30 protein-coding genes are annotated in these 23,703 nt (G+C 64.6%); 23 read left to right on the forward strand and 7 right to left on the reverse strand.

The window, feature by feature from the left end; translation table 11 throughout:
* The first annotated feature begins 312 nt into the window (after nt 1-312).
* The 6 genes from FJ418_RS11890 (at nt 313) to leuC (ending at nt 6,068) form a co-directional block, all read left to right on the forward strand.
* The gene (locus FJ418_RS11890) at nt 313-732 is read left to right on the forward strand and encodes an organic hydroperoxide resistance protein (RefSeq protein ID WP_140659915.1); all 420 of its coding nucleotides are present in this window, start codon (nt 313-315) and stop codon (nt 730-732) included.
* Nucleotides 729-1,229 carry a MarR family transcriptional regulator gene (locus tag FJ418_RS11895; protein ID WP_140865650.1) on the forward strand — a complete coding sequence of 167 codons (501 nt, stop codon included), beginning with the start codon at nt 729-731 and terminating at the stop codon, nt 1,227-1,229. Before FJ418_RS11890 ends, FJ418_RS11895 begins: the two co-directional genes overlap by 4 nt.
* 231 nt (nt 1,230-1,460) lie before the next feature.
* Nucleotides 1,461-2,258 carry a transporter substrate-binding domain-containing protein gene (locus FJ418_RS11900; RefSeq protein WP_140865652.1) on the forward strand — a complete coding sequence of 266 codons (798 nt, stop codon included), beginning with the start codon at nt 1,461-1,463 and terminating at the stop codon, nt 2,256-2,258.
* Between the two features lie 260 nt (nt 2,259-2,518).
* Nucleotides 2,519-3,328 carry an amino acid ABC transporter permease gene (locus FJ418_RS11910; RefSeq protein WP_140865654.1) on the forward strand — a complete coding sequence of 270 codons (810 nt, stop codon included), beginning with the start codon at nt 2,519-2,521 and terminating at the stop codon, nt 3,326-3,328.
* Nucleotides 3,329-3,450: 122 nt separating this feature from the next.
* The gene (locus tag FJ418_RS11915) at nt 3,451-4,101 is read left to right on the forward strand and encodes a methyltransferase domain-containing protein (RefSeq protein WP_140865656.1); all 651 of its coding nucleotides are present in this window, start codon (nt 3,451-3,453) and stop codon (nt 4,099-4,101) included.
* Nucleotides 4,102-4,658: 557 nt separating this feature from the next.
* Nucleotides 4,659-6,068, forward strand: coding sequence for a 3-isopropylmalate dehydratase large subunit (gene leuC, locus FJ418_RS11930; protein ID WP_140865658.1), 1,410 nt, complete (start codon nt 4,659-4,661; stop codon nt 6,066-6,068).
* 63 nt (nt 6,069-6,131) lie between these two features.
* Here the strand turns inward: leuC and FJ418_RS11935 are convergent, their stop codons facing one another.
* Nucleotides 6,132-6,437, reverse strand: a complete 306-nt coding sequence (locus FJ418_RS11935) for a hypothetical protein (protein ID WP_140707157.1) — start codon at nt 6,435-6,437, stop codon at nt 6,132-6,134.
* Nucleotides 6,438-6,597: 160 nt separating this feature from the next.
* On the opposite strand from FJ418_RS11935, the gene FJ418_RS11940 reads away from it, so the two are divergent.
* Nucleotides 6,598-7,794: a GGDEF domain-containing protein gene (locus FJ418_RS11940; RefSeq protein ID WP_140865660.1), complete on the forward strand. Its 1,197-nt coding sequence runs from the start codon at nt 6,598-6,600 to the stop codon at nt 7,792-7,794.
* A 28-nt stretch (nt 7,795-7,822) separates the two neighbouring features.
* Nucleotides 7,823-8,044: a hypothetical protein gene (locus FJ418_RS11945; RefSeq protein WP_140865661.1), complete on the forward strand. Its 222-nt coding sequence runs from the start codon at nt 7,823-7,825 to the stop codon at nt 8,042-8,044.
* On the opposite strand, the gene FJ418_RS11950 is transcribed toward FJ418_RS11945, so the two are convergent.
* On the reverse strand, nt 8,028-8,384 hold the full coding sequence (locus FJ418_RS11950; RefSeq protein WP_140865663.1) for a hypothetical protein: 357 nt from the start codon (nt 8,382-8,384) through the stop codon (nt 8,028-8,030). The genes FJ418_RS11945 and FJ418_RS11950 overlap by 17 nt on opposite strands.
* A gap of 364 nt (nt 8,385-8,748) precedes the next feature.
* On the opposite strand from FJ418_RS11950, the gene FJ418_RS11955 reads away from it, so the two are divergent.
* From FJ418_RS11955 to FJ418_RS11990, 8 genes are all read left to right on the forward strand, one after another.
* Nucleotides 8,749-9,249 carry a hypothetical protein gene (locus tag FJ418_RS11955; RefSeq protein WP_140865665.1) on the forward strand — a complete coding sequence of 167 codons (501 nt, stop codon included), beginning with the start codon at nt 8,749-8,751 and terminating at the stop codon, nt 9,247-9,249.
* A 226-nt stretch (nt 9,250-9,475) separates the two neighbouring features.
* Nucleotides 9,476-9,898 carry a succinate dehydrogenase, cytochrome b556 subunit gene (gene sdhC / locus FJ418_RS11960; protein ID WP_140684948.1) on the forward strand — a complete coding sequence of 141 codons (423 nt, stop codon included), beginning with the start codon at nt 9,476-9,478 and terminating at the stop codon, nt 9,896-9,898.
* Nucleotides 9,898-10,293: a succinate dehydrogenase, hydrophobic membrane anchor protein gene (gene sdhD, locus FJ418_RS11965; protein WP_140659903.1), complete on the forward strand. Its 396-nt coding sequence runs from the start codon at nt 9,898-9,900 to the stop codon at nt 10,291-10,293. Before sdhC ends, sdhD begins: the two co-directional genes overlap by 1 nt.
* Before the next feature lie 4 nt (nt 10,294-10,297).
* The gene (gene sdhA, locus FJ418_RS11970; RefSeq protein WP_140865667.1) at nt 10,298-12,133 is read left to right on the forward strand and encodes a succinate dehydrogenase flavoprotein subunit; all 1,836 of its coding nucleotides are present in this window, start codon (nt 10,298-10,300) and stop codon (nt 12,131-12,133) included.
* 2 nt (nt 12,134-12,135) lie between these two features.
* Nucleotides 12,136-12,570 (forward strand): DUF3052 family protein, encoded by a 435-nt coding sequence (locus FJ418_RS11975; protein ID WP_140832512.1) that lies wholly within the window; start codon nt 12,136-12,138, stop codon nt 12,568-12,570.
* The gene (locus FJ418_RS11980; RefSeq protein ID WP_140865669.1) at nt 12,570-13,349 is read left to right on the forward strand and encodes a succinate dehydrogenase iron-sulfur subunit; all 780 of its coding nucleotides are present in this window, start codon (nt 12,570-12,572) and stop codon (nt 13,347-13,349) included. Before FJ418_RS11975 ends, FJ418_RS11980 begins: the two co-directional genes overlap by 1 nt.
* Nucleotides 13,350-13,356: 7 nt before the next feature.
* Entirely contained in the window at nt 13,357-14,166 is an 810-nt protein-coding gene (locus FJ418_RS11985; protein ID WP_140865671.1) for a nucleotidyltransferase domain-containing protein, read from the forward strand.
* Nucleotides 14,163-14,795 carry a DUF480 domain-containing protein gene (locus FJ418_RS11990; protein WP_140865673.1) on the forward strand — a complete coding sequence of 211 codons (633 nt, stop codon included), beginning with the start codon at nt 14,163-14,165 and terminating at the stop codon, nt 14,793-14,795. The genes FJ418_RS11985 and FJ418_RS11990 overlap by 4 nt, the downstream gene beginning before the upstream one ends.
* Nucleotides 14,796-14,807: 12 nt before the next feature.
* Here the strand turns inward: FJ418_RS11990 and FJ418_RS11995 are convergent, their stop codons facing one another.
* The 3 genes from FJ418_RS11995 to FJ418_RS12005 form a co-directional block, all read right to left on the reverse strand.
* Nucleotides 14,808-15,281 carry a hypothetical protein gene (locus FJ418_RS11995; protein ID WP_181166908.1) on the reverse strand — a complete coding sequence of 158 codons (474 nt, stop codon included), beginning with the start codon at nt 15,279-15,281 and terminating at the stop codon, nt 14,808-14,810.
* A 64-nt stretch (nt 15,282-15,345) separates the two neighbouring features.
* The gene (locus FJ418_RS12000) at nt 15,346-15,759 is read right to left on the reverse strand and encodes a hypothetical protein (RefSeq protein WP_181166909.1); all 414 of its coding nucleotides are present in this window, start codon (nt 15,757-15,759) and stop codon (nt 15,346-15,348) included.
* Entirely contained in the window at nt 15,756-15,908 is a 153-nt protein-coding gene (locus FJ418_RS12005) for a hypothetical protein (protein ID WP_140658655.1), read from the reverse strand. Before FJ418_RS12005 ends, FJ418_RS12000 begins: the two co-directional genes overlap by 4 nt.
* 247 nt (nt 15,909-16,155) lie before the next feature.
* On the opposite strand from FJ418_RS12005, the gene FJ418_RS12010 reads away from it, so the two are divergent.
* Nucleotides 16,156-17,121 carry an AraC family transcriptional regulator gene (locus FJ418_RS12010; RefSeq protein WP_140865675.1) on the forward strand — a complete coding sequence of 322 codons (966 nt, stop codon included), beginning with the start codon at nt 16,156-16,158 and terminating at the stop codon, nt 17,119-17,121.
* 27 nt (nt 17,122-17,148) lie between these two features.
* Here the strand turns inward: FJ418_RS12010 and FJ418_RS12015 are convergent, their stop codons facing one another.
* Nucleotides 17,149-17,574, reverse strand: a complete 426-nt coding sequence (locus tag FJ418_RS12015) for an OsmC family protein (protein ID WP_140646052.1) — start codon at nt 17,572-17,574, stop codon at nt 17,149-17,151.
* A gap of 218 nt (nt 17,575-17,792) precedes the next feature.
* Here FJ418_RS12015 and FJ418_RS12020 point away from each other — a divergent pair, with 218 nt between their 5' ends.
* The 3 genes from FJ418_RS12020 to FJ418_RS12030 all read left to right on the forward strand — a co-directional run bounded on the left by FJ418_RS12020 (nt 17,793) and on the right by FJ418_RS12030 (nt 19,043).
* A complete protein-coding gene (locus tag FJ418_RS12020; protein WP_140865677.1) occupies nt 17,793-18,020 on the forward strand; it encodes a hypothetical protein in 228 nt (75 codons plus the stop codon).
* Nucleotides 18,017-18,373, forward strand: coding sequence for a YciI family protein (locus FJ418_RS12025; RefSeq protein WP_140646054.1), 357 nt, complete (start codon nt 18,017-18,019; stop codon nt 18,371-18,373). The genes FJ418_RS12020 and FJ418_RS12025 overlap by 4 nt, the downstream gene beginning before the upstream one ends.
* 139 nt (nt 18,374-18,512) lie before the next feature.
* Nucleotides 18,513-19,043 (forward strand): hypothetical protein, encoded by a 531-nt coding sequence (locus tag FJ418_RS12030; RefSeq protein WP_140865679.1) that lies wholly within the window; start codon nt 18,513-18,515, stop codon nt 19,041-19,043.
* Nucleotides 19,044-19,245: 202 nt separating this feature from the next.
* Here the strand turns inward: FJ418_RS12030 and FJ418_RS12035 are convergent, their stop codons facing one another.
* Nucleotides 19,246-20,520: a ubiquinone biosynthesis hydroxylase gene (locus FJ418_RS12035; protein WP_140865680.1), complete on the reverse strand. Its 1,275-nt coding sequence runs from the start codon at nt 20,518-20,520 to the stop codon at nt 19,246-19,248.
* Between the two features lie 103 nt (nt 20,521-20,623).
* On the opposite strand from FJ418_RS12035, the gene tesB reads away from it, so the two are divergent.
* The 3 genes from tesB to FJ418_RS12050 all read left to right on the forward strand — a co-directional run bounded on the left by tesB (nt 20,624) and on the right by FJ418_RS12050 (nt 23,458).
* A complete protein-coding gene (gene tesB, locus FJ418_RS12040) occupies nt 20,624-21,487 on the forward strand; it encodes an acyl-CoA thioesterase II (protein ID WP_140646056.1) in 864 nt (287 codons plus the stop codon).
* Nucleotides 21,488-21,735: 248 nt separating this feature from the next.
* Nucleotides 21,736-22,074, forward strand: a complete 339-nt coding sequence (locus tag FJ418_RS12045; RefSeq protein ID WP_006327120.1) for a P-II family nitrogen regulator — start codon at nt 21,736-21,738, stop codon at nt 22,072-22,074.
* A 94-nt stretch (nt 22,075-22,168) separates the two neighbouring features.
* Entirely contained in the window at nt 22,169-23,458 is a 1,290-nt protein-coding gene (locus tag FJ418_RS12050) for an ammonium transporter (RefSeq protein ID WP_281407567.1), read from the forward strand.
* The last annotated feature ends 245 nt before the right edge of the window (nt 23,459-23,703 follow it).

A 23,703-nucleotide genomic window follows, 5' to 3' on the forward strand; every position in this document is an offset into this window, starting at 1 on the left:
CCGATCAAGTCCTATCCTACCCGCTTTCTCGGACTGCATGTCTTGGCGATTGGCTGAAACATCTGAGCGTCGTCATCCACGGGCGGAGCAAGGAGCGCAGCGACGCGCGCAGACCCGAGGATCCATTCCGTGACTTTGAAGCACCGCTACGGTGCAGAATTCTGCTCCGTCGCACCCTACGACAGTGGTAACGGAATGGATCCTCGGTGCCTCTCATCCATCCTCACACAAGTGAGGGACGCACATCGCGGCTCTTGACAGTCAATTATCTTGTACACTAAATAATCGTGTACAAATCAAATGGAGACAAAAATGTCGGCACTTTACAGCACTCAGGCTCACGTCACCGGCGGCCGCAACGGTCACGGCGAGACGAGCGACGGCCTGCTCAAGGTCGATCTGGCGATGCCGAACGAACTCGGCGGCAAGGGCGGCGCCACCAATCCCGAGCAGCTTTTCGCCGTCGGCTATGCCGCCTGCTTCGAGAGCGCGGTGCGCTTCGTCGCGCGCCAGCAGAAGCTGCCGCTTGAGGACGCTTCGGTCACCTCCACGGTGAGCCTCTATCCGAACGACCAGGGCGGCTTCAGGCTCGGCGTTTCACTGGCGGCCGAGATCAAGGGACTTGATCAGGCGGGCGCAGAGGCGCTTGTATCCGAAGCGCACAAGATCTGCCCCTATTCCAATGCCATCCGGGGCAATATCGACGTGGCGCTCTCGGCAAAGGCTGCATGACGACGAAAACCGAAATCATGACCAAGCAAGCTCCGGCGCAGGGCGCCGGGGCGCTCGAGGTGCCGCGCCTCGACCAGCAGCTCTGCTTCGCGCTCTATTCGGCAAGCGGGCTGATGACAAAGCTTTACCGGCCGCTGCTCGATCCGCTCGGCCTCACCTATCCGCAATATCTGGCGATGCTGGCCCTGTGGCGGCATTCGCCGAGCACGATCGGCGAGCTCGGCGCAGCACTGGGCCTCGATTCGGCGACGCTGACGCCGCTGATCAAGCGGATGGAAGCCGGCGGCCTCGTCACCCGGCAGCGCGATAGCGCTGACGAACGCCGGGTGCTGGTCGAGCCGACAGCCAAGGGTGAAGCGCTGCGGGCGAAGATGAAGGACGTGCAGGAGGGACTGAGCTGCGGCATGCCACTAGAGCGAGCCGAGCTCAAAGCCCTGCACGGCACGCTGACGCGACTGGTCGCCGGATTGCGTGAAGCCACGGCCGATCAGGACTGATCGCCGCTAAGGCTGTCCTCGAAACCATCCCCCGAAGAGCATCGGATTGCGTGTTGGCCGGCTGCGTCAGCGCGGACCGGCTTGCAAGGCGCATGCGGCTCTATCTCTTTGTTTTTACGCAATTCCGAACGGAAAACCGCTTCACACTTTTCCTGGAATTGCTCTAAAGTCGGCACCGGATTTTTCCTGGCCGCGAGATTGCAGCGCGGCCTGCACCCTCGGAGATTTGTCATGACCAAGTCGAAACTGCTGCTGGCCGCCATGGTGGCCTGCCTTCTCGCGCCTGTCGCGGCGCTCGCCGACAATCTGCCCGATCTCGGCGGCAAAAAGGTCGTGGTGGTAACGGAAAACGCCTATCCGCCGCTGCAGTTCATCGACAAGAAGACCGGCAAGCAGATCGGCTGGGAATATGACGCGATGGACGAGATCGCCAAGCGGCTGAACTTCAAGGTCGAGTACCAGAACACCTCCTGGGACGCGATGATCCAGGCGGTTTCCGACAATCAGTACAACATCGGCATGACCGGCATCACCATCAAGGACGACCGCAAGGAGAAGGTCGACTTCTCCGACCCCTATATGCGCTCGGAGCAATTCATGCTGGTGCGCGGCGATGAAAGCCGCTTCACCGACGCCAAGACCTTCGGCGTCTTCAAAGACGGGCTGATCGGCGCCCAGCCGGGCACCACGCCCTTCTACACCGCCGTCTACAGCGTGCTCGACGGCAACGAGCAGAACCCGCGCATAAAGCTGTTCGAGACCTTCGGCGCGACCGTGCAGGCGCTGAAGACGGGCGACGTCGACGTCGTGCTCACCGACGGCACCGCCGGCCAGGGCTATGTCGATGCCTCCGAAGGCAAGCTGAAGCTGATCGGCGGGCCGCTCGGCACCGAGGATTTCGGCTTCATCTTCCCGAAGGGCTCGGACTTGGTGAAGCCGGTCAATGCCGCGATCGCCGCGCTCAAGGCGGACGGCACGTTCGACAAGCTCAACAAGAAATGGTTCCTCGATTACAAGATGGGGCAGTAGGCGCTGTTGTCGCGACGGCCGGCAAAGCTGCCAATCTCCCCCCTTGCGGGGGAGATGCCCGGCAGGGCAGAGAGGGGTGTGCAGGATCGCGACATTTCCGTTCTAAGCTTCTGCGAAGAGAATCCGGTCAGAGGCGGTGATCGCAACCAGTTGATAGGCCGGCGGGACAGCACCCCCCTCTGTCCTACCGGACATCTCCCCCACAAGGGGGGAGATCGGCAGCTCTTGCGAAGGCATCTATTCACCAGCGTTGGGAACTGATGCCACCCACATCATCCGCCAAATCCGAATTTCCCTGGTGGCTGGCCGCCGCCCTCGCGCTTGCTTTGGCCGCCGCCCTCGCCATTGCGTCCAGCGACCTCTATGCGCAAGTCTTCGCCACCGTCGCCAAGGGCATCGGCGTCACCATCTTCGTCACCGCGGTCGCTTTCGCCTTAGCCTCAGCGCTCGGGCTCGGCATCGCCCTGATGGCGCTGTCGGGGTCGCAATGGCTGCGGCAGATCGCGCGCTTCTATGTCGAGATCATCCGCGGCGTGCCGATCCTGGTGCTGTTGTTCTGGATCGCCTTTGCCGGCGCGCCGGCCTTCGTCGCCGCCTGGAATGCGCTGACCGCGCCGCTGCAGAGCGCCGGCCTGATCGGCGAACTGCTGGTGCGCGACGTGTCGCTGCTCTGGCGCGCCATCATGGCTTTGACCATCGGCTACTCGGCCTTCATCTCGGAAGTGTTCCGCGCCGGCATCCAGTCGGTCGAGAAGGGACAGATCGAAGCCGCGAAGGCGCTTGGGCTCAGCCGGGCGCAGCGCTTCCGGCTGATCGTGTTCCCGCAGGCGATCCGCATGATCCTGCCGCCGCTCGGCAACGATTTCGTCGCCATGGTCAAGGATTCCTCGCTGGTCTCGGTGCTCGGCGTCGCCGACATCACCCAGATCGGCAAGGTCTATGCCGCGGGCTCCTTCCGCTTCTTCGAGACCTATTCGATCGTCGCCTATATCTACCTCATCCTGACCGTCGGCCTGTCGCTGGCGCTGCGGACGCTGGAACAGCGGCTGCGCCGGCAGCATCAGCAATAGCGGGGGCGCCAAAGTCGGCGCTACCTCTTTGTTTCCCACGCAATTCCGGACGGAAAACCGGTTCCCACTTTTCCTGGAATTGCTCTACCTTGGTCACATGCATCCGGCGGAGGAGACGTCCCATGAATTTCGACAAGGCCAATGCGGCGCTGGACTCCGTCTATTCGGCCGACTCGCCGGAAGGACTCGCAAAGGCCTATGCCGACTGGGCTGCGACCTATGACAGCGAGACCGCCTCGCTCGGCTATCTCCTGCCTTTCCTGATCACCGCCTGGGTGGCGCGGCACGTGCCGGCGGGCGAAGGTCCGCTGCTCGACGCCGGCTGCGGCACGGGCCTGTCGGGGCCGTCGCTCAACGCTCTGGGCTATGGCGACATCGCCGGCCTCGACCTCTCCGACGACATGCTGAAGATCGCCGGCAGCCGCCAGGCCAACGGCAAGCCGGCCTATGGCGAGCTGAAGAAGGCGATGCTCGGCGGTCCGCTGCCTTGGCCCGACCGGCATTTCTGCGCCTTCTTCTCGACCGGCGTCTTCACCATCGGTCATGCCCCTGCCTCCGGCCTGCACGAACTGGTGCGCATCACCAAAAGCGGCGGCCACGCCATCTTCACCGTGCGCGACCAGGTTTTCGAGAGCGGCGGTTTTCAAACGGTGTTCGACGAGCTGACCCAGGCGAAGAGATGGCGGCTCGTAGAGCAAAGCCCGTGGTTCCGCTGCTACGCGATCGGCGACCCGGAAGCGCTGGTGAAGACATTCGTGTTCGAGGTGGTTTGAGCCGTGAGCTCGCCGATCTTGGCTCCCTTCCTCTCCCTCCGGAGGGGGGAGAGGTGGCGCTGCGAAGCAGCGACGGAGCGGGGGACGGCGGTGCTCAAATGCGCCGTCGCTAATAACTCGCCACCGGCCCCTATAAAGCCGAGGCATTGCTCGGTTTGAAATAACAATGGCCGAGCCAAGTCGACCCCCACTCCGTTTAGCTTCGCTCGCCACCTCTCCCCCGATCGGCGGGGGAGAGGAAGGGCGCGCGCTCGCCGACCTTGGCGCTCTGCCTTTGCCCTCCGAAGGTGTGGGAATGTGAGGGCGAGGAACAAGGTCCCAGCCGCTAATTGCCGAAAAGCCAAAACATTGCTATCTACGCCGCCATGGAAAAGCTTTTCAGCGATCCGGCCTATAAGGGCTTCGTGCTGCAGGACAGAAAGCGCCTGCCGTCGCGATTTGCCGCGCGGGTCTGCGGCGCGCTCACCTGCCGACTTCGCCGGGCCGACTGATCGAAGTCGCTTGCCGGCCGAAGCCACGCCAGCTTTTCCTATTCTCATATCGACGGATTTACGCACATGAGCGCACCGCGCACCCTCTACGACAAGATCTTCGACGACCACACGGTCGACCGCCAGGACGACGGCACCTGCCTGCTCTATATCGACCGCCACCTCGTCCACGAAGTCACCAGCCCACAGGCCTTCGAAGGCCTGCGCATGAGCGGCCGCAAGGTTCGCCATCCGGAAAAGACGCTGGCCGTGGTCGACCATAACGTGCCGACCTCGCCCGAGCGCAAGTTCGGCATCAAGAACGAGGAGAGCCGCATCCAGGTCGAGGCGCTGGCCAAGAACGCCAAGGATTTCGGCATCGAATATTATTCCGAGAACGATATCCGCCAGGGCATCGTCCACATCATCGGGCCGGAACAGGGTTTCACCCTGCCGGGCATGACCATCGTCTGCGGCGATAGCCACACTTCGACCCATGGCGCTTTCGGCGCGCTGGCGCATGGCATCGGCACGTCGGAAGTCGAGCATGTGCTGGCCACCCAGACGCTGATCCAGCGCAAGGCCCGGAATATGCTGGTGCGCGTCGACGGCCAGTTGCCGGAAGGCGTCACCGCCAAGGACATCATCCTCGCCATCATCGGCGAGATCGGCACCGCCGGCGGCACCGGCTACGTCATCGAATATGCGGGCGAAGCGATCCGTTCGCTGTCGATGGAGGGCCGCATGACGATCTGCAACATGTCGATCGAGGGCGGCGCGCGGGCCGGCCTGATCGCGCCGGACGAGACGACCTTCGCCTATGTCAAGGACAAGCCGCGCGCCCCGAAGGGCGCCGCCTGGGATGCCGCGCTCGCCTATTGGAAGACGCTGCAGTCCGACGAAGGCGCGCATTTCGACAAGGTCGTGGTGCTCGACGCGCAAAAACTGCCGCCGATCGTCTCCTGGGGCTCCTCGCCCGAAGACGTCGTCTCGGTGCAGGGAATCGTGCCCAATCCGCAAGAGATTGCGGACGAGAACAAGCGCACGTCGAAGATCCGGGCGCTCGACTATATGGGACTGACGCCGGGGACCAAGATCACCGACATCGCGCTCGACCGCGTCTTCATCGGCTCCTGCACCAATGGCCGCATCGAGGACCTGCGCGCCGCCGCCAAGGTGGTCGAGGGCAGAAAAGTCAATCCGCGCGTCAACGCCATGATCGTGCCCGGCTCCGGCCTGGTCAAGGAACAGGCGGAAGCCGAAGGCCTCGACAAGATCTTCGTTGCCGCCGGCTTCGATTGGCGCGAACCGGGCTGCTCGATGTGCCTGGCCATGAACGATGACCGGCTGAAGCCGCATGAACGCTGCGCCTCGACCTCGAACCGCAATTTCGAGGGCCGGCAGGGCTTCAAGGGCCGCACCCACCTGGTGTCGCCGGCCATGGCGGCGGCCGCCGCGATCGCCGGCCACTTTGTCGACATCCGCGACTGGAAGTAACAGCCGGCTGCGTCGATCAACAAAGGCCCGGACAGGACGTCCGGGCCTTTTGCTTTCAGCGCTCTATCTTCGAATGATCTCGTGAAACTCCTCGCGCCGGCCGGGCTCGTCGGCGGCGACGACCAAGGCCAACTGCCGCTCGTCGAAAATCCTGAACCACTCGTCCCACTCCACGAGCTCGTAGCCGCCGCTGTTGATCGAACGCTCCGGGCGGTCGGTGTCTTCATAGGCCTGCTGCCCAAAAACCAGCCGCAGCATGGGCTGCGTTCCCGCCTCGGGCGAGACGTCGACGATGGCCGGGAAGCCGGCGCGCGCCGCCGCCCAGGAGCGGATTTCATCGTGGTTCGTCAAAGTGATCGTGCCGGCCATCTCGATCGTCTCCCGTCTGGCGTCTCCTGTCTGGCCGGACAACGCCGCTCCGGCAGGCCGGTTCCGTGTGGCATGCGATGTGCTCGTCGGGGGCTTAACCGCTTGTTTGGGCTTAGGTCCTAGTATCTCCCCTGGGTAAGTTGGGGAAAGTCGCAGTCCTTTGGACACCGGTCTGCTCATAGCGCTGCTCAATCCGACGATAGCGCTGGCGCTTGGCGCCGCGTTCCTCGTGCTGTTTTCCTATCAGCGCCATCGCCCGTATCTGGCCGCGCTCGGCGCGAGCTACTGCCTGTCGGCGCCGGGTTTCCTGCTGCAGTATTTCACGCTTCCGATCGGCGTGGCGCTGACCAAGCTGGCTTCCAACATCTGTTTCACGATCGCGGCCTGCTGCCTCTCCAGCGCGATCGTCGCGCGCTACGGGCGGCGCGTGCCCTATGTCGGCATCGGTATCGTGACCGGAGGCGGGCTTGCCGCTTTCATCTGGTTCATGTTCGTCGAGCCGGACCTCACCTGGCGCGTGCTCGTCATGAATTTCGGCTTTGGCGCGCTCAGCCTGCTGGTCGCCGCGGAACTGAGAACGGTGCGCAACAACGGTCCGACCGAGAAAATCCTGTTCGCGCTGTCGCTGCTTTCCGGGCTGAACTTCATCGCCCGCACGCTGATCGTCGTCATCGCGCATGGACCGTTCCCCGGCTATGACGGCTTCTACGGATCGTCCTACTGGACGACGGCGCTGCTTTCGCACGCGCTGTTGTCGCTGCTGATCGCGCTTAGCCTGTTCACGGCCGCGGCGCTCGACGTGATGAGGGCGCTGAAGGCCGAGACCCATACCGATCCACTCTCGGGCATCCTCAACCGCCGCGGCTTCGAGGAGCGGGCAACCGTGTTGCTCGACCAGTGCGGCAAGGCGGGGTTTCCCGTCGCCCTGGTGCTTGCCGATCTCGATCATTTCAAGGCGCTGAACGACCAACATGGGCATGAGGCCGGCGACCGGGTGATCGCCGACTTCGCTGCCAAGCTGCGCTCCGCCACCGGCGCGCGCGGGGCCGCCGGCCGCATCGGCGGCGAAGAGTTCGCCGTGCTTCTGCCGCTCAGCGACCTGGGGGCGGCAAGGCTCTTCGCCGAAGCGATCCGCGCCTTCTATTCGGCCGGCGCGATCGAGGGCCTGCCGCCCGGCATCAGGGTGACCGCCAGCTTCGGCGTCGCCGCGCGAAGCGGCAGGGAAGGCCTGGCGCCGCTGATGCGGCGCGCCGACGAGGCGCTCTACAAGGCCAAGAAGAACGGCCGCGACAGCGTGCGGCTTTCCTATGAGAGACCTGAAACCGCCTTCGCTGCCGAGCCGCTCGCCGTCGGCTGATACATAAAGGCCCGGCGCAACCCCCTGCTTGGTCCAGAAGGCGATCGCAACGTTCGCGATTGCCCGAAGCTCCTGCAACTTCGTCATCCTCGGGCTTGACCCGAGCGCCGACTTCAGCCTGATGATCAACCTTCTCGTCGCCGGGCTGCCGGCGGCGGCATTCATGGCGGTTGTCGTCTATGACACCGGACGCGTGTCAGGCGCGCTGCGGCGGCGCCAAACGCCGACGATCTTCAACGGCAAGGGCTGAGATTGGGCATCTCGCCGTCGGAAAGCCCGTACATATAGGAGCGGCCCTTCACCAGCACCGGCGGCTGGTAGCAGCCGGGCGCGCCGGGTTCATCCGCATCGTCATAGACGACATCCGGCTGGCCGGCGCTGGTGAATTCGGAAAGCTTTTTCGCAAGCTTGCCCTCGCCGACGACGATGCGCTTGTAGCCGGCGGCGCTGTCGATGACGAGATTGCCGAAGGAATCGGCATAGACGCGGTCGTGATGGCGCAAGCCGGCTTCGGCCGGCGCGGCGATTGCCATGACAAGCCCTGCCAGCGCCGCGGCGGCAAGGCTTGCCCGCACTGAATTCGAACGCATGTCGCTCTCCCTTGATCGGCGCGACAGATCGCGCCTGGAATCCGGTTCGAATCGGAAATTAACTCTTTCTTAACCTTTGTTAAGAGGCGGGAGGCTTCCGGCACCGGTTCTTAAGGAACATGGTTAATTTTCGAGGGCCGGCTTGCCAGGCAACAGGGCGGTCGCAGTGCCGATCTGACTCCAGGTCACCTTGATCTTGCAACGTCGCGTGGCTACAGCGGTCCACCGTTTCACAGTAACGGCAAGCGGCTATCTCTTTGTTTCGACGCAATTCCGGACGGAAGGCCACGGCGAAGGCGCCGAACCCAACCGTTCACACTTTTCCCGGAATTGCTGTAGGGTGCCGCGCACGAAAGGGCAGCGTATGAGCTTTGGCCACACGGTTCGGGTCTCGATCATCATCCCGCTGCTTCTCGCGGCCGCGGCCTGCGTGCCGCAGGACGGCGCGCCCAAGTCGGCCGATGCCGCACCGCTGCCGGCTTCGCCTGCGCCGATCCAGCAGCCCGCCGCGCCAGCGGCAACGTCGATACCTGCGACGCCCCCAGTACCTGCGGCAGTGTCGGTCCCGACAGCGGCCAAGAGGCCCGCACCGCCAACCAAGATCATCACCGATCTTACGACGCCGCGATCCGGCATCGGCACGGCCACCTACAGGTGCGGCAATGGCGGCATGATCACCATCCAGAATCTGGGCAGCGCATTGCGCGTCATGCGGCCCGATGGCTCGGCCGAGGAGTTCGCCGCCTCGCCCGCCAACCAGAGCAGCCGCTACCAGGAAGCGGCGACGCATGACGCAATCGTGATCGACGGACGCGAGGCGCTGGTGATGAAGAGGGGATCCACCCCGCAGACTTGCAGAAGATAGCGCAGTTTGTTGCACTGCAGCGAACGCTGCGCCGGCTTCTAAACAGCCGCTAATCGATTGAAGCGCGCGGCCTCCAATTTGTCAGACTAAATGATGTTTCCAAAACGTTTTTCCGGCTTTGACGCGGTGCAAAAAGAGCATTAGAAACCGGCTGTCCGAAGCCATATATGAGGGCGGCAAACGCCGCATTCCCATCGCGGCTCCAGGATGCCGATCTGGGGGAGCCATGAGCAAATCACCAGCCACCCGCGCAGTTGCCAGACGTGAACGACCGCTCTCGCCGCATCTGACGGTCTACCGGCCGCCGATCACGATGACGATGTCGATCATCCATCGCATCACCGGCGGCGCGCTCTATTTCGGGACGCTGCTGGTGGCGGCGTGGCTGATCGCAGCTTCGAGCTCGCAAGCCGCCTTCGACTGGGTCAACTGGGCCTTCGGCTCCTGGCTCGGCCGGCTGGTTCTGTTCGGCTACACCTGGGCGCTGATGCACCACATGCTGGGCGGGCTGCGCCACCTTGTCTGGGACACCGGCGCGGGACTGGAAAAACACACCGCGTCGAGGATCGCCTGGGCGACGCTCGCCGGTTCGATCGTGCTGACGCTGCTGATCTGGATCGCCGGCTACATGGCGCGGGGAGCTTTCTGATGAGCGCGAACAATTCGGACATGCGCACGCCGCTGGCGAAGGTCCGCGGCCTCGGTTCGGCCCGCGAAGGCACCGGGCATTTCTGGCGGCAGCGACTGACCGCCATCGCCAACATTCCTTTGGTCCTGTTTTTCGTCGGCTTCCTGATCGCGATCAACGGCCATGACTACGCGGATGTGCGGGCGGCGCTTGCGAACCCGTTCGTGGTGGTCATGCTCGGGCTGGTGCTGATCTCGCCGCTTTACCACATGCGCATCGGCATGCAGGTGATCATCGAGGATTACGTGCATGGCGAAGGCCTGAGGTTGGCGCTGATCGCGCTCAACACCTTTTTTTGCGTGGCAGTCGGCGTCGCTTCGCTGTTTGCCCTGCTCAAACTCGCATTCGGAGGCTGACGTCTTGGCCAACGCAAATACAGCCAACACGGCTTCCGCCTACACTTTTGTCGACCATAAATTCGACGTCGTGATCGTCGGCGCCGGCGGCGCCGGCCTTCGCGCCACGCTCGGCATGGCCGAGCAGGGGCTGCGCACGGCCTGCATCACCAAGGTCTTCCCGACGCGCTCCCACACCGTCGCGGCGCAAGGCGGCATCGCCGCCTCGCTGTCCAACATGGGCCCCGATTCCTGGCAATGGCACATGTACGACACCGTCAAGGGCTCGGACTGGCTCGGCGATGTCGACGCCATGGAATACATGGTGCGCGAGGCGCCGGCCGCCGTCTACGAGCTCGAGCACTACGGCGTGCCGTTCTCGCGCACCGAGGAAGGCAAGATCTACCAGCGGCCGTTCGGCGGCCACATGATGAACTATGGCGACGGTCCGCCGGTGCAGCGCACCTGCGCCGCCGCCGACCGCACCGGCCACGCCATCCTGCATACGCTCTACGGCCAGTCGCTGAAGAACAACGCGCAGTTCTTCATCGAGTATTTCGCGCTCGACCTGATCATGGAGCCGGACGGCACCTGCACCGGTGTCGTCGCCTGGAACCTCGACGACGGCACCATCCACCGCTTCTCGGCCAAGATGGTGGTGCTGGCGACCGGCGGCTATGGGCGAGCCTATTTCTCCGCCACCTCGGCGCATACCTGCACCGGCGACGGCGGCGGCATGGCGGCTCGCGCCGGGCTGCCGCTGCAGGACATGGAGTTCGTGCAGTTCCACCCGACCGGCATCTACGGCGCCGGCTGCCTGATCACCGAGGGCGCGCGCGGCGAAGGCGGCTATCTCGTCAATTCCGAGGGCGAGCGCTTCATGGAGCGCTATGCGCCGTCGGCCAAGGATCTTGCCTCGCGCGACGTCGTCTCGCGCTGCATGACGCTGGAGATCCGCGAGGGCCGCGGCGTCGGCAAGAACAAGGACCACATCTTCCTGCATCTCGACCATCTCGATCCGGCCGTGCTGCACGAGCGGCTGCCGGGTATTTCCGAGTCGGCCAAGATCTTTGCCGGCGTCGACCTCACCAAGGAGCCGATCCCGGTGCTGCCGACGGTCCACTACAATATGGGCGGCGTGCCGACCAATTACTGGGGCGAGGTGCTCAACCCGACGGCCGAGCATCCCGACCGCGTGTCGCCCGGCCTGATGGCCGTCGGCGAGGCCGGCTGCGCTTCGGTGCATGGTGCCAACCGGCTCGGCTCGAACTCGCTGATCGACCTCGTCGTGTTCGGCCGCGCGGCGGCCATCCGCGCCGGCCAGGTGATCGACCGCAAGTCGGCGATCCCATCGCCCAACGAAGCTTCGGTCGAAAAGATCATGGAGCGCTTCGACAGGCTGCGCCACGCCAACGGCTCGACGCCGACGGCGGTGCTGCGCGAGAGAATGCAGCGCGCCATGCAGGAAGACGCCGCCGTGTTCCGCACGCAGGACTCGCTCGAGAACGGCTGCAAGCGCATTTCGGAACTCTGGGGCGAGCTCAAGGACATCAAGGTCACCGACCGCTCGATGATCTGGAATTCCGACCTCGTCGAGACGCTGGAACTGGAAAACCTGATGGCCAACGCCATCACCACGGTCTACGGCGCCGAGGCGCGCAAGGAGAGCCGCGGCGCGCACGCGCGCGAGGATTTCGACAAGCGCGACGACGCCAACTGGCGCAAGCATACGCTGGCTCATCTGAGCGAAGACGGCAAGGTGACGCTGACCTACCGGCCGGTGCACACCGAGCCGCTGCTGGCGGAAAAGGACGGCGGCATCAGCCTGGCCAAGATCGCGCCGAAGGCGCGGGTGTATTGACCATGGCATTGGCGACCACGGGATATTCCGGCACGCCCCTTCCGGCCAAGCTCGGCCTGAGGGACGGCATGGTCGCCGCCTTCATTGCGCTGCCTCCGGAGCTCGACGAGCTGACCGAGGCGGTGTCCTTTGCCGGCGTCGATCGGCTGTCCAAATGGTCGGCGATCTCGGGCCGCCGGAAATACGATGCCGTGCATGCCTTCACCCGGCAGCGCGCCGAGATCGAGGACGGCTTGGCCCACATCGAGACGGCGATCAAGCGCGACGGCATGGTCTGGGTTTCCTGGCCGAAGAAGGCATCGAAAGTGCCGACCGACGTCACCGAGGACGTCATCCGGTCGGAGGCGCTGAAGCGCGACCTGGTCGACGTCAAGGTCGCCGCCGTGAACGAAATCTGGTCCGGGCTGAAGCTCGTCATCCGAAAGGACCGCAAGTAATGGTCGAACTCACGCTTCCCAGGAATTCGAAGGTCCAGCAAGGCAAGACCTGGCCGAAGCCGGAAGGCGCCACGAACCTGCGCGAATACCGCATCTACCGCTGGTCGCCGGACGACGACGAGAACCCGCGCATGGACACCTATTTCGTCGACATGGACGATTGCGGGCCGATGGTTCTCGACGCGCTGTTGTGGATCAAGAACAAGATCGACCCGACGCTGACCTTGCGCCGCTCCTGCCGCGAAGGCATCTGCGGTTCCTGCGCCATGAATATCGACGGCTCGAACACGCTGGCCTGCACCAAGGGCGCCGAGGACATTTCGGGCGCGGTGAAGGTCTATCCGCTGCCGCACATGGCTGTGATCAAGGACCTGGTGCCTGACCTCACCAATTTCTATGCCCAGCACGCTTCGATCCAGCCCTGGCTGCAGACGGTCTCGCCGACGCCCGCCAAGGAATGGCTGCAGAGCCACGAGGACCGCGAGAAGCTCGACGGGCTCTACGAGTGCATCCTGTGCGCCTGCTGCTCGACATCGTGTCCGAGTTACTGGTGGAACGGCGAACGTTATCTCGGCCCGGCCACCTTGCTGCAGGCCTATCGCTGGCTGATTGATTCCCGCGACGAGGCGACGGGCGAGCGGCTCGACAATCTCGAAGACCCGTTCCGCCTCTATCGCTGCCACACCATCATGAACTGCGCGCAGACCTGCCCGAAGGGGCTCAATCCCGCCAAGGCGATCGCCGAGATCAAGAAGATGATGGTGGAGCGGCGGGTCTAGTCCCGCCATGTCCCTGTCTGCCGATTTTGCGCCGGAGGCGGTCGCGGCAATCCGTGCGCGCCTCGACACGGCTCGCGAGCAGGGCGCGCGAATCCTGTTCGCCATCGAAAGCGGTAGCCGCGCCTGGGGCTTTCCGTCGCCGGACAGCGATTATGACTGCCGCTTCGTCTATGTCCGCGCGGTCGCCGACCACCTGGTGCTGGAACAGGCGCGTGACGTGCTCGAATTTCCGCTGGAGGGCGAGATCGATGCCGGCGGCTGGGATCTGCGCAAGGCGCTGCTCTTGGCGCTCGGCGGCAATGCCGTCATCGTCGAATGGGCGAAGTCGCCGCTGGTTTATGAGGAGGTCGCGGGGTTTCGCCGGCGCCTGCTCGACCTGCTGACCGAAATCGTCGACCCGGCGAAGGTGTCGCGGCATTATCTCGGCCTCGCGCGCTCACACGTCGCCAGGACGGGAAGCTTCGCCGGCGAAGTAAAATTGAAGAAGCTGTTCTACCTGATCCGACCGATCGTCGCGCTGGATTGGATGGAGCAGCGCAGTTTCGCCAGTCTGCCGCCAATGAACATGGTTGATTGCCTGAACCAGACCGAGATACCGACGTGGGCTTCCAGCGAAATCCGCCGGCTGATCGAGAAGAAGCGCGAGACGCGCGAACTGGGCACCGGCCCTATCCCCGTCGAGATCGCGCGCTATCTCGAAGCGCGCTATGGTCATCATGAGATGAACCTGGCCGGTTCGGCCCGCGACGAGGCGCGACAGGTCCACAATCGCGCGCTCGCAACCGATTTCTATCGACGGGAGGCAGAAAGCCAATGACCGATCTCCCCATCCTCTCTCCCACCGAAGCCCGCGTGCTCGGCTCGCTGATCGAGAAGAAGGAGCTGACGCCGGACGTCTATCCGCTGACGCTCAACGGCGCGCACCAGGCGGCCAACCAGAAGACGGCGCGCGAGCCGGTCATGGCTCTGGAGCTCACCGAGATCCGGCGGGCGCTGAGCTCGCTCGAGCAGAAGGGCCTGGTGCGGCAGGCCTTCGCCTCGCGCGTCGAGCGCTACGAGCATCTGATGGCGCAGCGCTTTTCACTGACCACGCCGCAGATCGCGGTCATCGGCCTCTTGCTTCTGCGCGGCGCGCAGACGGCGCATGAGCTTCTGGCCCGCTCGGAGCGCATGGCGCGTTTTGCCTCGATCGAGGAGCTGCGCGACAATCTCGACCTGATGATCGGCCGCCGGCCGCCGCTGATCCAGCTGCTCGAACGCGCGCCCGGGCAGCGCGAGGAGCGCTATGTTCATCTGCTGAGCGGGCCGGTGGAAGCGGCAGCGATGGCGGCGCCCTGGCAGGCGGCAGCGTCAGCTTCGGATAGCGATCTCGAAGCGCGCGTGAAGGCGCTCGAGGAAGAGGTCGCGGCATTGCGCACGAAGATAGACGCGCTGGGCACCGGATAACAACCCGGCGTATCACCTCCTGTTGTAGATGCCGCTGGCCTCGCCCGTAGGGTCGACGAGCTGCAGTTCCCCTTCGTCCAATTGCCAGCTGAACGAAACCGGCTTCAGGTCTTCAGCGCCAAGTTTCCAGTTTCCGGTGAGGTCCGGCCGGCAGCCATTGAACGATTTGTAGGTTCCCGATCTCGGCGTAAGCACCAGCGTGGAACCGTCCACTCTTGCCGTGCCGGCCATCGACCTCAGCGACTGAACCTGACCGCAGCCTTCGACCAGCGAGGACTGAAACAGGCTGTATTCGGCACGACCGCCGACGCCGAATGTGAAGGTAATGCTGCCGCCGCTTCCCGGCGCGCAATCGCCGAGCGGGTTGCAATACTGGCCGGTCGCGGCCGCAAAACTCCACTGGCCTACGAGCGCCACCGGTATCGGGCCGCGATGCGAGCGGGTCGCCGGCCCGATTCCCTGGCCGAAGCCGTCGGTGGCTGCCAAGGCCAACGATCCCGCCAGCGCAGCCAGGCCAACAAGCCTCGCCCGCTCCAAACGCGAAAGGCCGTCAGCATCCTTTGCTCGCCACAAGCTGTTTCAGATAGGTGAGCCGGGTGGAGATGACCTGGTTGGCGATGGCCATCTTGCCGGCAGGCGCCATGCCGCCATATTTCTTTGCCGCCGGGCGCGCGCCTTGAGCCGCCGCATAGTTTGCCGTCAATTGACGCAATTCCGCGCAGGACATGCCGGCATATTTGGCCTGCTCCTGCGGCGTGATGACACCCGCCTGCGACGCGGCCGCGGAATCGGCGGCCGCCATGGTGCCGAGGCCGATCGCCGCCGAAAGCGGGTTCAACCCGCCGCCGCCGGCCATGGCGCCGACCGCGCCCATCGCAAGGCCGGCCCCCTGAGGGCTTGTGCAGCCGGCGAGAACGAAAAGGCCGACAAGCGACGATATCGGAAAGACAGGTCTCGCGGTCATGGCCGGCGCTCGCCAAGGCGAGGCGGCAGTTTCAGGTCGCGATGGTCGGCTGCGCCTTTGCCGAGCGCGAGAGACAAAAGGTAGACGCGAGGATTGAAGCCGGCTGACGACAATTGAGACAGCGTCTTGAACAGTTGCAGGTGATACATCGAACCCCCCTCGATCGTTTCCGAATGCGCTGCCGGCTTTGCCGAAGCGCGCCGCAAACTAGGCGAGGCCGGCGAGGGGCAGCTTGGACGAGGCGGCCCTTAAAGCGGCCAAAACGGCCCTGTATTGACGTTTCGGGAACCTCGGCGCATATCAGCGCGCCTCTGGAGCCGGTTCGTCCACAGCGAGAACCGGGCTCCAAAATTGGCGATGGTCCCGCGGGCCATCCGTCAGAGGCAGGGGGTGCCGATGACTGCGGCAAGGGGGCTGTCGGCTTCGTTCAGGCTGGTCACGGACATGGTCCCGGAGCGGGATCGTGTCGAGGTCATGCGCGAGGTCTATGGCCGCACGGTGCTGAAGGTCGATCTCGATCCGCTCGACCCGACGCATGTCGATATGCGGGTGCGCGCGCTGCCGGGGCTGGGCATCGCTACGGGCACCTGCTCGGCATTCCGGGTCTATCATTCGACGACGCTGATCGACAGCGACGATCTTGTCCTGCTCGCGGCACTGGACGGCGCAAGCGTAATGAAGCATCGCGGCCGTGAGGAGCCGGTCGGCGGTGGCCACGCGCTGATGATGAGCGGTGAAGAAGTCGGCCTCAACGTCATCCAGCCGGGCGGCATCCGCTTCGTCAATATGAGCTTTTCCCTCAAACAGCTTTCGCCGCTGATCGGCGATCCCGCGATCGCGCTGATGCGGCCGCTACCGACCGGCACCGGAGCGATGCGGCTGCTGATCGACTATGTCCATTCGGTCCAGGATGCGGGCGACGGGCTCAGCCCGGAAGAGCTGCATGTGGCGGCGACGCATATCTTCGATCTGGCGGCGCTTGCCATCGGCGGGACGAGGGACGCGGTGGAAATCGCGCGCGGGCGCGGCGTACGAGTGGCGCGGCTGCGTGCCATCAAGGCAGACATCATCGCCAGAGGCGGCGACCTTTCGGCCGAGGATGTCGCCAGGCGCCACCGGCTTTCGACGCGCTATGTGCGCAAGTTGTTCGAAAGCGACGGCACGTCTTTGTCGGAGTTCATGCTGCGCCAGCGGCTGCTGCACGCGCATCGCATGCTCTGCGACCCGCGCAACGCCGGGCGCAGCATCACCGTGATCGCGTTCGAGGCCGGCTTCAACGACCTCTCCTATTTCAACCGGGCGTTCCGGCGCCGCTATGACGCGACGCCGTCGGATGTCCGTGCCGCCGCTCTCAAGGGTTGACCGCCGAGGGCGACGCCGTTTCCCGTCTCACCCCAATTTCGCGTCCAACGACACCTTGATCGCGCCTAGCGCCTTCGACACCGGGCACTCGGCCTTGGCCTTCTCGGCCAGCTCCTTGAATTTCGCCGCGTCGATGCCCGGCACCTTGCCGACCAGGGTGATGGCGCTGCCGGTGATGCCGGTGCCGGGCACCAGCGTCACGACCGCCTTGGCGTCAAGCTCGGTGGCCGGCGTGCCGTTCTCGGCCAAAAAATGCGAAAGCTGCATGGCGTAGCAGCCGGCATGGGCGGCGGCGATCAGCTCTTCCGGATTGGTGCCGGACTTGCCGCTCTCGTCCTCGAAACGAGCCTTGAACGAATAGGGCGTGCCCTTCAAGGTGCCGCTCTGGGTGTCGAGCGTGCCCTTGCCCTCTTTCAGATTGCCTTTCCAGACGGCGTTTGCGGTGCGGTCCATGAAGTCCTCCTGGTCTGTCGGGGTTCTCGCCGGCAGGCGCCGGCGTTCCCTGTGACTATAGCGCGAGCGGGCCGGAAGACCATCCATGGCCTGGTATGATTGAGGTCGCGCGACGCGCTTCGAAAATTCTCCAAAAAAGCGCGTGCAAAAATGTCGGCTTTGATCTGACGGAAGCGTCCTGCGGGCGGCCACGGGTTCGTGGCCGGATGGAGGCTCGCATGGACAATCTGTTTTTCTCACTCTGGCGACGTTCGGGCGGCAAGCAGCAGCGCAAGGAGGACTTCTGGCTGGACCCGCCGCCATCCGGCTGCGGCCGGCTTTTGCTGGCGGTTGCCGTCATTGGGGTCGCCGCATGGCTTCTCGACCATGCCGCGGCAGTCAAAGGCGCGGCTGACACCGTCAAGACCGCATCCTATGGTTCATCGCAATACGGGAGCTCGAAATGAAATATGTGCTGCTGGTCTATGGCGAGGAAAAGGACCTCTTCGCGCTTACCCCGCGGGAATCGGCCAAGCTCGATGCCGATTCGCTCGCCTATGACAGGGAGCTCGACCGGCAAGGCAAGCTGATCGTCGCGCAGGCGCTGCAACCGGTGAAGATGTCGAAGTCGCTCAGGCGGCGCCAAGGCAAACGGCTGGTGACCGACGGGCCGTTCGCCGAGACCAAGGAGCAGCTGCTGGGTTTCCTCATGGTCGAGGCGGCGGATCTCGACGAAGCGCTGGCGATCGCCGACCGCGTTCCGCTGGCCGAGTTCGGCACCGTCGAGGTCAGGGCGATCTACGACATACCGGGGTCATAAGCCCGGTATGGATCCGGCGCGATTGGCGCTGTCCCTTGCGCGATCATATCTTCAGCGTTTCTTCACCTGTCGCAACCGTTGCGTGTTGAAGCAGGGCCGCGCTTCTCTTATTGTCGCCGCGATTTCGGGGGAATTCGGCATGCCTTTCCTGATCGCCATCCTCGGCCTGCTCGGAGCGGCCGCCATCTGGTGGTACCGGCTGAAATATATGAGCGACGCCGCGCGCGAGGTCGCCGATGTCGTCGGACGCGTCCAGGGCAACATCCGCCGCAAGAAATTGCGCAACCAGGCCGCGCTCTCGCCGCTGACGGCGATCGACGATCCGGTGGTGGCGGCGGCGACGCTGATCACCGCGATCGTCTCGGAGCACGGCCCGGTCCTGCCGCAGCGCGAGGCGGTCATCCGCGAGGTGATCGCGCGGATCGCCGGGAATGCGAAGAAGACCGACGAGGCGGTCGTCTACGCCAAATGGGCGGCTTCTCAGGTCGACGACACGACGCTCGTCATCGACAAGCTGGCGCCGTTCCTGCGCGAACGCCTCGATCCGCATGAGCGGGACGACCTGCTCAGGATGCTGGGCCGGGTCGCGCAGGGCGGCGGGCAGAGCCTCAAGATCGCCGACCAGCGGATGCTGAGGTTGCGGCAGAAGCTGGGCTTCGAAGTGAACTAAAGCGCGTCGCGCTGAAGCGGATTCAGGCGACGCGCTTCAGGTCGTTGCTTGATGCATGTCGTTGTCGCAAAACCGAGGTCACTTTTGCGCGACATGCATTAAGCCGAAGCTGCCGCGGCCGGATCGCCTGCCTTCATGATTGGCCGAAACGCCTCTCGCCTCGTCATTCTATGTTGAAAGGCCTAGGCCAGTCGCCAAACGCTCAGATCGCCTCGCCCTTCAACAGTCGTGGGGTTTCGCCGGAGAGGCCCGAAGCCTGGCGGATGAAGAATTCTTTCAGCCTCGGCATGCGCTCGACCAGCCCTAGGCCGAGATCGCGTACGGCGCGCAGCGGGCCGATGTCGTTGGAGAACAGCCGATTCAAAACGTCGGTGGTGACGCCCATCTGCAGCGTGTCGAAGCGGCGCCATTGCTGGTAGCGCTCGAGCACGTCGAGCGCGCCGATGTCCTGGCCGAGCCGGTCGGCCTCGACCACGACTTCGGCGAGCGCCGCGACATCCTTGAAGCCGAGATTGAGGCCCTGGCCGGCGATCGGGTGGATGCCGTGCGCGGCGTCGCCGGCCAGCGCGAAGCGCGGCGCGACAAAGGCGCGGGCGAGCGTCAGGCCGAGCGGCCAGGCGCGCGGCTTGTCGGCGACGCTTATTTCGCCGAGCTTCAGGCCGAAGCGCTGCTCCAGATCGTGCTCGAAGACGAACTCGTCGCCGTCGACCAGCGCCTTGGCATCTTGCGTGCGCTCCACCCAGACGATCGACGAACGGTTGGTGCCATCCTTGTCCGGCTTCAGCGGCAGCGTCGCGAACGGGCCGGCCGGCAGGAAATGCTCTTCCGCGCGGCCGTTGTGCGGGCGCTCATGCGCCACCGTGCAGACGATGCCGGACTGGCCGTATTCCCATTTGACGGTCTTGATGCCGGCCATGTCGCGCAGCCTGGAGTTGACGCCGTCGGCGGCGACCAACAGCCGCGCCTTCAGCGTCGCGCCGTCGGCCAAGTGCACGGTGATGCCGGCGCCGTTCACATCGAAGGCGCTGACCGCCATGCCTTCGATGATGTCGATGCCGAGCTTTTCGGCGCGGCGGCGCAGCGCGCCGTTCAGGTCGCGGTTGGCGACCATGTGGGCGAAAGGCTCGCCGGGCGCCACCTCGCCGTCGAAGGTCAGGAACACCGGACGCACCGGGTCGGCGGCGCGCGAATCGGTGATGATCATTTCAGTGATCGCCTGCGCTTCCGGCGCGATCTCTTCCCAGACGCCGAGCTGCTCCAGCATGCGGCCGGCCGCCGCCGCCATGGCCGAGGCGCGGCCGTCGCGTTGCCAGACGCCGGCGGGGGCCGCGTCGACGACGGCGATGGCGAGGCCCGGCCGCGCCTGCTTCAGCGACACGGCCGCGGTGAGGCCGACATAGCCGGCGCCGGCGATGAGCACGTCTAGAGCTTCGCCCTTTCCATTGGCCCCTGCTCCGTCCGGCTTGCGGTCGACCATGGCATCATCCTTTCACGGCTTCGGCCGGCCGCCGCTTGCGGCCTTGACTGCCCGCACGTCCTGTCCGAAACCGGCCATGGCACATACTCGAAGGATTTCAAACATGACAGCGGCCATGGACGAGCTTCTCGACATTCTCGACCTCGAACAGCTCGAACACAATCTGTATCGTGGTCGCAGCCCCAAGGTCGACTGGCAGCGGGTGTTCGGCGGCCAGACCATCGCCCAGGCGCTGGTCGCCGCGCAGCGCACCGTCGAGCCCGAACGTCACGTGCATTCGCTGCACGGCTATTTCATGCGGCCGGGCGATACCAAGCTGCCGATCGTCTACGAGGTCGACCGCATCCGCGACGGCGGCTCCTTCACCACGCGCCGGGTCGTTGCGATCCAGCATGGCCAGGCGATCTTCTCGCTGGAGGCTTCCTTCCAGCAGGACGAGGTCGGGCTCGAGCACCAGCTGCCGATGCCGCGCGACGTGCCGGCGCCCGACACGCTGCTCACCCAGCGCGAGCTGCTCGGCAAGTTCGGCGAGGCGGTTCCGGAAGGCATCAGGCGCTACTGGGAGCGCGACCGGCCGATCGAGATGAAGCCGGTGATGCTGAAGCACTACACGAGCCGCGAGAAGCTGGAGCCGCAGCAGAACATCTGGATCCGCACCACCGGCCCGGTGCCGGAAAACCGCGCGACGCAGGCGGCCGTGCTCGCCTACCTCTCCGACATGACGCTGCTCGACACCTCGACCTTCGCGCATGGCCGCGCCATCTTCGACCGCGACATCCAGGCCGCCAGCCTCGACCACGCCATGTGGTTCCACCGCAGCCATTCGCTGGACGACTGGATCCTCTACAACCAGGACAGTCCGTCGACCCAAGGGTCGCGCGGCTTCACCCGCGGCTCGCTGTTCGCGCGGGATGGAACGCTGATCGCCTCGGTCGCCCAGGAAGGCCTCATCCGGCTCAAACGCTGAGCCGGCTTCAAAGTCTGCCTGCTAAACGCGCTTTTTTGATTTTATGCCTATTTTATAGGCAATGGCTCCGCCATGCCTGTGCGCGAATGATGTGCACAGGCCACCCATTCTGTTTGTTTACAACAGGTTAACACCCTGCTTCGGCAACTGGCACGGAGCTTGAATCCTATGGGGCACTCTCCGGCTCTCCTCGGGATCGGTGAAGGTGTGCAAACGCGGGGGACCGCAACAGCAAAGGGTGAAACCTTATGAAAATCGTGATGGCAATCATCAAGCCGTTCAAGCTCGACGAGGTGCGCGAAGCGCTCACCGCCGTCGGCATCCAGGGCCTGACCGTCACCGAAGTCAAAGGCTACGGGCGTCAGAAGGGGCATACGGAAATCTATCGCGGCGCGGAATACGCAGTCAGCTTCCTGCCCAAGATCAAGATCGAGGTCGCCGTCGGCGCCGACATGGTCGACAAAGCCGTCGAAGCCATCACCGCGGCCGCCAAGACCGGCCAGATCGGCGACGGCAAGATATTCGTCTTCGGCATCGACCAGGCGGTACGCATCCGCACCGGCGAAACAGACACCGACGCGCTCTAAGCGGCGACCATCCATTCCAACGGAGAGTTCAATGAATATTCCTTCCACCTTGAAGACGACGGGACGCGCGGCCGCTTCGCTCGCGCTCGTGGCCATGAGCACCGTCGCCGCCATCGCGCAGGAAGCCGCCCCGGCAGCCACCGCCGCGGCGCCCGCCGCGCCGGCACCGGCGCTCGACACCGGCAACACCGCCTGGATGCTCACCTCGACGGCGCTGGTGCTGATGATGACCATCCCGGGCCTGGCGCTGTTCTACGGCGGCATGGTGCGTAAGAAGAACGTGCTCGCCACCATCATGCAGAGCTTCGCCATCACCTGCCTGGTGACCGTGCTGTGGTTCATGTTCGGCTATTCGCTGGCCTTCACGACCAATGAATCCGCCAGCTTGAATGCTTATATCGGCGGCTTCTCGCGGTTCTTCCACCATGGCATCACCGTCTCGACGCTTTGGCTGCCGGGCGTCTCGAACATCCCCGAGTTCGTCTTCTCGATGTTCCAGATGACCTTCGCCATCATCACGCCGGCGCTGATCGCCGGCGCCTTCGCCGAGCGTATGAAATTCTCGGCGCTGCTTATCTTCATGGGCTTGTGGCTGGTCTTCGTCTATGCGCCGATCGCGCACTGGGTGTGGGGCGGCGGCTTCCTTGGCGCGGCCGGCGTGCTCGACTTCGCCGGCGGCACGGTCGTCCACATCAACGCCGGTGTCGCGGGCCTGGTCTGCGCGCTGGTTCTCGGAAAGCGCGAAGGCTACGGCACCACCAACATGGCGCCGCACAACCTGGTCTATTCCGTCATCGGCGCCTCGCTGCTGTGGGTCGGCTGGTTCGGCTTCAACGCCGGTTCGGAACTCGCCGCAGACGGCCTCGCGGGTGCTGCCATGATGAACACGCAGGTCGCCACCGCCGCCGCGGCGCTGGCCTGGATGTTCGCCGAATGGATCGTCGCCAAGAAGCCTTCGGTTCTCGGCATCATCTCGGGCGCCGTCGCCGGCCTCGTCGCGGTGACGCCGGCTTCCGGCTTCGTCAACCCGACCGGCGCCTTCATCGTCGGCATCATCGCCGGCGTGGTCTGCTACCTCTCGGCGGTCAAGCTCAAGCATGCGCTCGGCTATGACGACTCGCTCGATGCCTTCGGCGTGCATGGCATCGGCGGTATCGTCGGCGCCCTGCTCACCGGCGCGCTGGCCGATCCGGCCATCAACGCCCTTGGCAAGAACGCTTCGGTGGGCAAGCAGCTCTACGGCATCGTCTTCACCATCCTGTGGACGGCGATCGCCACCTTCGTGATCCTCTACATCGTCAAGGCCCTGGTCGGCCTGCGTCCGTCGACCCAGGAAGAGGTGGAAGGCCTCGACGTCACCCAGCACGGCGAAGTGGTGCCGTAAGGCCGTCTTCGTCAGGGGCCGGCGGATCCTCCTCCCGCCGGCCCGAATTCCTCCCAAGATCCCGTCGTGACGCTCCCCAAAGGGGCTCACGCCTTGAGGCCCGGAACAACCTTCCGGGCCTCCTTTTTTGTTCAGCGCCAGCCAGGCGAAGTTTCGATCACATTCACTTGATCGAGCCTGCGTGAAACATCGAACCCTCAGGTTCCGTAATGGGATAGCGAGCGTCATCCAGGCGTCCGCCAAAC

Origin of the sequence: Mesorhizobium sp. B2-8-3, from assembly GCF_006440815.1 — a bacterium.
Lineage (GTDB): Bacteria > Pseudomonadota > Alphaproteobacteria > Rhizobiales > Rhizobiaceae > Mesorhizobium.